At 45.5% G+C, this 6,130-nt stretch carries 5 protein-coding genes; 4 read left to right on the plus strand and 1 reads right to left on the minus strand.

Annotated elements, in window-relative coordinates:
* Window positions 1–87: 87 nt before the first annotated feature.
* Entirely contained in the window at window positions 88–645 is a 558-nt protein-coding gene (locus tag BGP75_RS16980) for a septation protein A (RefSeq protein WP_076720037.1), read from the minus strand.
* 237 nt (window positions 646–882) lie between these two features.
* Here BGP75_RS16980 and BGP75_RS16985 point away from each other — a divergent pair, with 237 nt between their 5' ends.
* The 4 genes from BGP75_RS16985 (at window position 883) to BGP75_RS17000 (ending at window position 5,832) form a co-directional block, all read left to right on the plus strand.
* Entirely contained in the window at window positions 883–1,716 is an 834-nt protein-coding gene (locus tag BGP75_RS16985) for a PHP domain-containing protein (RefSeq protein ID WP_076720039.1), read from the plus strand.
* Window positions 1,717–1,899: 183 nt separating this feature from the next.
* Window positions 1,900–2,913, plus strand: a complete 1,014-nt coding sequence (galE, locus tag BGP75_RS16990; protein ID WP_076720042.1) for a UDP-glucose 4-epimerase GalE — start codon at window positions 1,900–1,902, stop codon at window positions 2,911–2,913.
* Between the two features lie 172 nt (window positions 2,914–3,085).
* Complete coding sequence (locus BGP75_RS16995) at window positions 3,086–4,531, plus strand: mannose-1-phosphate guanylyltransferase/mannose-6-phosphate isomerase (RefSeq protein ID WP_255395943.1); 1,446 nt, start codon at window positions 3,086–3,088, stop codon at window positions 4,529–4,531.
* Between the two features lie 44 nt (window positions 4,532–4,575).
* Complete coding sequence (locus BGP75_RS17000) at window positions 4,576–5,832, plus strand: O-antigen ligase (RefSeq protein ID WP_158070130.1); 1,257 nt, start codon at window positions 4,576–4,578, stop codon at window positions 5,830–5,832.
* Window positions 5,833–6,130: the final 298 nt, after the last annotated feature.

The raw sequence follows: 6,130 nt of genomic DNA on the forward strand, positions 1-6,130 counted from the left end.
GATTGGTTCCGTTACTTTGATTCGATTTCTTCAGAGTAAAATTTACTATATGAAATCAAAAAATTACTGTTCGTCTAATTAATATTACTAGTCATTTCCTGAATTTTCTCCACTGGGTTCTTTCAGGTGCTTAGTCAGGTAGATACCCTGGAGTACTATAAATACCAAGGTCAGTCCAAGCATGCCGAAGAGTTTAAAGTTAACCCAGGCTTCTTCGCTCATGGTGTACGCGACTACCAGATTCAGTGCTCCCATGAGCATAAAAAATAAGACCCATGCCCAACTTAATTTGTACCAGACCGGCTCTGGCAATTCGATATTACCTTCCATCATTCGTTGGACCAGCGGTTTAGCACCTATGAACTGGCTCCCCAAGAAGGCAATTCCAAACAGCCAGTTAACAACAGTTGGTTTCCATTGAATGAAAGTTTTATCCTGAAACAGCAGTGTTGCCCCTCCCAGAACAATAACCAGTCCAAGAGTGACGAGTTGCATTTTTTCAACTTTGTGAGTCCGAATCCAGGTATAACCAATTTGAATTATCGTTGCAGGAATCAGCACCGCAGTAGCGATGATAATATCTTCCGTATACTGGTAGACAGCAAAGAATATGGCGATGGGAAGAAAATCAAAAAGCAGTTTCATAATAAAATCCGGTTTGGTTAATCGCCTTAGTATAAATAGAGTTGCCCGAAGATTTAAGTCGTTCTGTGCTCGATTAAATTTTTAGGGACCCGTTAGCCTAATAATAGAGCTATGATAGAGTGTCAGATAGTCCTTAATAGTGTCATGATGGCTCTATCGTGCCAACTCCATTTGTGAAGATGGTTGTCGTAGCCGTCAAGCAGTAGCATCCACAATCATAGCAGTAGTGTATTTCAAATGGCTTCAAAAGTAGATCTCCATACCCATACCCTGGCTTCTGATGGGGCGCTCAGTCCTGCTGATCTGGTCGCGAGAGCGGCCGCACACGGTGTGAATATTCTAGCGGTAACTGACCACGATACCTGCTCTGGTTTGCCTGAGGCGGCTGAAGCGGCTGAGAATCTGTCAGTTACGTTGATCAATGGCATAGAACTTTCCACGGTATGGAAAGGAATTGGTATACATATTGTCGGTCTGGATGTGGACCCTCTTCATGGTTCGATGCTTGCTGCTACAAAGTATCAGACTCGGTCCCGCAATCAGCGTGCGATTGAAATAGCAGAAAAGCTGGAAAAGCGTCATATGCCCGGCGTACACCAAAACGCCGCAGATATTGCAGGCACCGCTCAGATTGGTCGACCGCATTTTGCAAAAGCAATGGTGGCAATGGGTTATGTGAGTTCTGAGCAAGAGGCTTTTGAGCGTTATCTGGGAGCTGGCAAGGTTGGAGACGTTAAATGTCATTGGCCCTCGCTTGAACAGGTCATCAATTGGATCGAAAAATCAGGAGGGGTGCCGGTACTTGCTCATCCTGGAAAGTACGGTATGACATGGACAAAACTACGCACTTTTCTCGATGAGTTTATCAGTTTAGGAGGGCAGGCGATGGAAGTCAGCTATGGTGCTGAGAACCCTGATCGCTTATTTGAACTTTGCAAGCTGGCCCAGCGTTATAAATTGATGGCCTCGGTGGGTAGCGATTTCCACAGTCCTCGCTACAGTTGGACAGAAGTTGGTAAGTATCCACCCGTTAGGGGAACTCACGATCCTGTGTGGGCTCGATGGACTTAATTGACTCGATGAATTTAACAGCGACAGTCGAAGATACTTAAGATAATGCAGATGGTAATTGTTTGGTTGAGTATTTAAGGTATTGTTTGTATTAAAAAAAATACACTATGATGTATTGATTAAGTGCATCATATATTTAGATTACGGACGTAATAACAAGCTGCATATGGAGCATAAATAACGATGACAGTTCTAGTGACAGGTGGTGCCGGATATATAGGCAGTCATACATGCGTTCAATTGCTGGAAGCCGGCTATGATGTGCTGGTTCTTGATAATCTGAGTAATAGCAGTACTGAAGCGTTGCGACGAGTTGAGCAGATTACAGGGTATAAGCTGAGCTTCATCGAAGGTGATATTCGTGATCGTAGTTGTTTGGAGCAGCTATTTAGAGCCTATTCCATTGACTCTGTTATTCATTTTGCTGGACTCAAGGCTGTTGGTGAATCCTGTGAAATGCCTTTGACTTATTATGACAATAATATTTTCGGTACAATTTCCCTTTGTCAGGCAATGCAGGCTGCGGGTGTTAAACGTCTTGTTTTTAGCTCTTCTGCTACAGTCTATGGTGATCCGGCCAGTGTGCCTATTCGTGAGGATTTTCCCACTAGCGCCACCAATCCGTACGGTCGTTCTAAGCTGGTAGTTGAGGAGATTTTGAAGGATCTCTATGCTTCTGACAATGATTGGCGTATCTCATTGCTCCGGTATTTTAATCCTGTTGGTGCTCATGAGTCAGGGTTGATTGGTGAAGACCCTAACGGTATCCCCAATAATTTATTACCCTTTATTTCACAGGTCGCTATTGGAAAGCTGGAACAGTTATCGGTGTTTGGTAGCGACTATCCAACTCCAGACGGAACTGGAGTCAGAGATTATATTCATGTTCTGGATCTTGCTGATGGGCATCTGCGGGCACTGGAAACGATGAAAAAACAAAAGGGAGTGATGACTTGTAATCTGGGTACAGGGCAGGGTTACAGCGTGTTGCAAATGATCGCTGCGTTTGAAAAAGCCTCTGGAAATACAGTCTCTTATCGAACAGTTGATCGTAGGCCTGGTGACGTTGCTACTTGTTATGCAGATCCAGGCTATGCTCAGGAATTACTAGGTTGGTCTGCTACCCGTGGTCTGGAGCAGATGATGCTCGACTCCTGGCGCTGGCAATCGGAAAACCCGGAAGGATATCCAAAATAGAGAGTAGAGATTCACTCTACCGGCCGCTCCTGTCATGGGGGGCAGGTGCTGCTTTTAGCTGCCTGCTCTCTTTTAACGCAAAAAATGTCCCGATGCTTAGCAACATGGTATCCTTAGCTCCAATTTTTTGGGGTGATTCGTCCCCTGTTCTTTAGCTATTCAGGAGTTAACGTTGAGTAAGGATTACCAGCGGCTTTTGCCGGTGATTATGTCGGGTGGTTCAGGAACTCGGCTATGGCCAGCATCGCGCAGTCATTGCCCTAAACAGTTTCTGCCTTTGGTGAATGGCACATCAATGATTCAGGATACGGTGCAACGGCTTGAGGGGATAGGTAGCCTGTTGCCACCTTTAGTGATTTGTAATGATTCTCATCGGTTTTTGGTTGCTGAGCAATTCAGGCAGTTGGAGCTTGAACATAGCGGTATCATCTTAGAGCCTGTTGGACGTAATACTGCACCGGCAGTGGCTTTAGCCGCAATGCATGCAATGCGTGAAGGTGGTGATCCATTATTATTGGTGTTGGCCGCAGATCATGTAATGAAAGATCGAGCGGCTTTTCATCAAGCAGTTGAGTCAGCTCGATTAGCAGCTCAGTCAGGCAGTCTTATTACTTTTGGCATAGTACCTACACAGGCTGAAACAGGTTACGGATATATTCGGGCAGAATCTGGAACGAATGCTGAGGGCAATAGCCTGTCCGTCTCCGCCTTTGTCGAAAAGCCAGATTTTGAGACAGCTCAGGCTTATGTGGATTCAAAGGAATATTACTGGAACAGTGGTATGTTTCTGTTTTCTGCTTCTCGCTACCTGGAGGAACTCAACCGATTCCGGCCCGATATTATTCATGCATGTCAGCAGGCCTTGGAGAGTGAGCATTCTGATCTTGAGTTTATTCGGCTTGATGAAAAAGCTTTTGCTTCCTGTCCCGATGATTCTATCGACTACGCGGTAATGGAAAGAACCGAAGATGCCCGTGTTATTCCGCTGGATGCAGGCTGGAGTGATGTTGGAGCCTGGTCGGCGCTTTGGGAAGTTACTGATAAGGATGAGAGTGGCAATGTGCTGAAGGGAGACGTGCTCGTATCAGAAGCAAGTAACAGTTATCTGAGTGCCTCGTCCCGGCTTGTGGGTGTCGTTGGTGTAGATAACATCGTGGTTGTAGAAACTGCCGATGCTGTCCTGGTGGCTGATAAAGGTCGTGTTCAAGAGGTCAAGCAGATAGTCAATCAGCTAAAAGCCGAACAGCGTATGGAAGCGGTTGATCAAGTTGAAGTATACCGGCCTTGGGGAAGCTACGAATCCATTGATCAGGGTGAGCGATTCCAAGTAAAGCATATCAGGGTTAAGCCGGGTGAGAAGCTCTCGTTGCAAAAGCATCATCACCGTGCCGAGCACTGGGTGGTTGTGCAGGGTACAGCCAAAGTGACTCGCGGTGAAGACGTATTTCTGGTGAGTGAAAACCAGTCTACCTACATACCTATTGGTGAAACGCATCGATTGGAGAACCCCGGGAAGATTCCGTTGGACTTAATCGAGGTTCAAACAGGTTCTTATCTGGGGGAAGACGATATCGTTCGATTGAAAGATACTTATGGTCGTCATTCAACTGATGTATAGCGGAGTCAGCCTACGTTTTCTCCCATCAAGCGACTAGCATGTTCATGAATACAATAGCGGGTTTCAAATCTACAGCTGCTGTAGCTGAAAAGTGGCTGGTGCTGGCGCTTGTCTGTTTGTTTCCTGTTGTAATGGGAACTATTGAAAGTGCAGCCAGCACGATATTTATCCTGTTGTCTCTGGTTGGATTACTCACTATCTATAAAGACTGGAGACTGATCGCTTCTTGGGAAAAAGCGATTCTTTACGGATTCATGCTGTTTGTGGGCTATCAGCTTTTTAGCGTTTTGATGTCTGATGATTCTAATCGAGCCTGGCATCGATTTGAAAAGGTTGTCAGATTTCTCCTGGCTGTGCCTATATATCTTTTAATCCGTCGTTATGCCGATGTGGCTTACCGCGCGCTATTAATAGGACTCATTGTTAGTGGCCCTGTCATGCTTTGGGTGGCTTTTGAGACGATGGAGGGTGGGCGAGCGATAGGAGCGTACAATTATATTGTCTATGGGGATTTTTCCCTGATGGTTTGTCTCTCAGCGCTGAGTGCTGCATTGCTGGCTGGACGAGGCCGGTGGATGAACTTTATGTTGCTGGTGTCAGCAATGTTGACTCTGTATACCTCATTGCTGACTCAGACAAGGGGGGCTTGGCTGGTACTTCCTTTTGCTTTTCTGTTGTTTGTCTGGATTTGCATAAAGCGCTATCAGGGTAATAAACGTAACTGGATACTCGGGGGCACGCTGATCATAGCTCTTTCTGCAGGAGGCGCTCTAACTACAACTGATATATTTCAAGATCGTGCACAAAATGCGGTGGTGAGCTGGGATCAATATTGGGAAGGAACAATAGAGGGAAGTATTGGACTCCGTTTTCTTAAGTGGGAAGCTGCAATTGAACACTGGCAAGCACATCCTTTGATTGGTAGTGGTATTGGAGATTACTGGCTGGACACCAAGGAACTCGCGGCAAAAGAGCCCCGTTTTAGAGTGATAGAGGAATATACAGAAGCCCACAGCCTCTATTTTGAAGTTCTTGCCACAACAGGTCTGATTGGTTTCTTGCTATTGATTTGGGCTGTCTTTTTTCAACCTTTTAGATACTTTTGGCAGCGCATTTATGATTCCGGGAATCCTATCGTCCAGTACCTGGCTTTTGACGGGGTGCTTATAATAGCCGCGGTGATGATAGATGGCATCAGTCAAAACTGGCTGTCACGAAATCCGTTGACTACCGCGTATATCTTTTTTTTAGTGTTGTTTTTAACTGGGATTGCTAGGTTGGAGTGCAGTAAACAGAATTAAAGTGAAGACTGAGATCCATTAAACACCTTATACGTTTGTACGCACCGCAGATACCTTCTAGATCTACAATTTAAACTCTTTCCTGGTTGTTAGACCGTTCGGTCATTTCTAAAATGACGTCTTTATCAATCGTGTATTGGTAAGCGATTGAGGAACCCACCTTGCATTGGGTGGGTTTGTTATTCTAGGGTAGTCGGTTTTCTGTAAACTAGGACTCAGCTAAAGCCAAGGGTAAGTTGGGTTAGCGCAACGTAACCCAACAACAGCTTTTGATCAGGAGGGCTGATCGTTCCAGGGT

It is taken from the genome of Motiliproteus sp. MSK22-1, from assembly GCF_001968815.1.
Lineage (GTDB): Bacteria > Pseudomonadota > Gammaproteobacteria > Pseudomonadales > Balneatricaceae > Motiliproteus.

Coding starts and splice junctions, on each gene's coding strand:
- BGP75_RS16980 (WP_076720037.1), bottom strand. CDS start 645: ATGAAACTGCTTTTTGATTTTCTTCCCATCGCCATATTCTTTGCTGTC.
- BGP75_RS16985 (WP_076720039.1), top strand. CDS start 883: ATGGCTTCAAAAGTAGATCTCCATACCCATACCCTGGCTTCTGATGGG.
- galE (WP_076720042.1), top strand. CDS start 1,900: ATGACAGTTCTAGTGACAGGTGGTGCCGGATATATAGGCAGTCATACA.
- BGP75_RS17000 (WP_158070130.1), top strand. CDS start 4,576: ATGAATACAATAGCGGGTTTCAAATCTACAGCTGCTGTAGCTGAAAAG.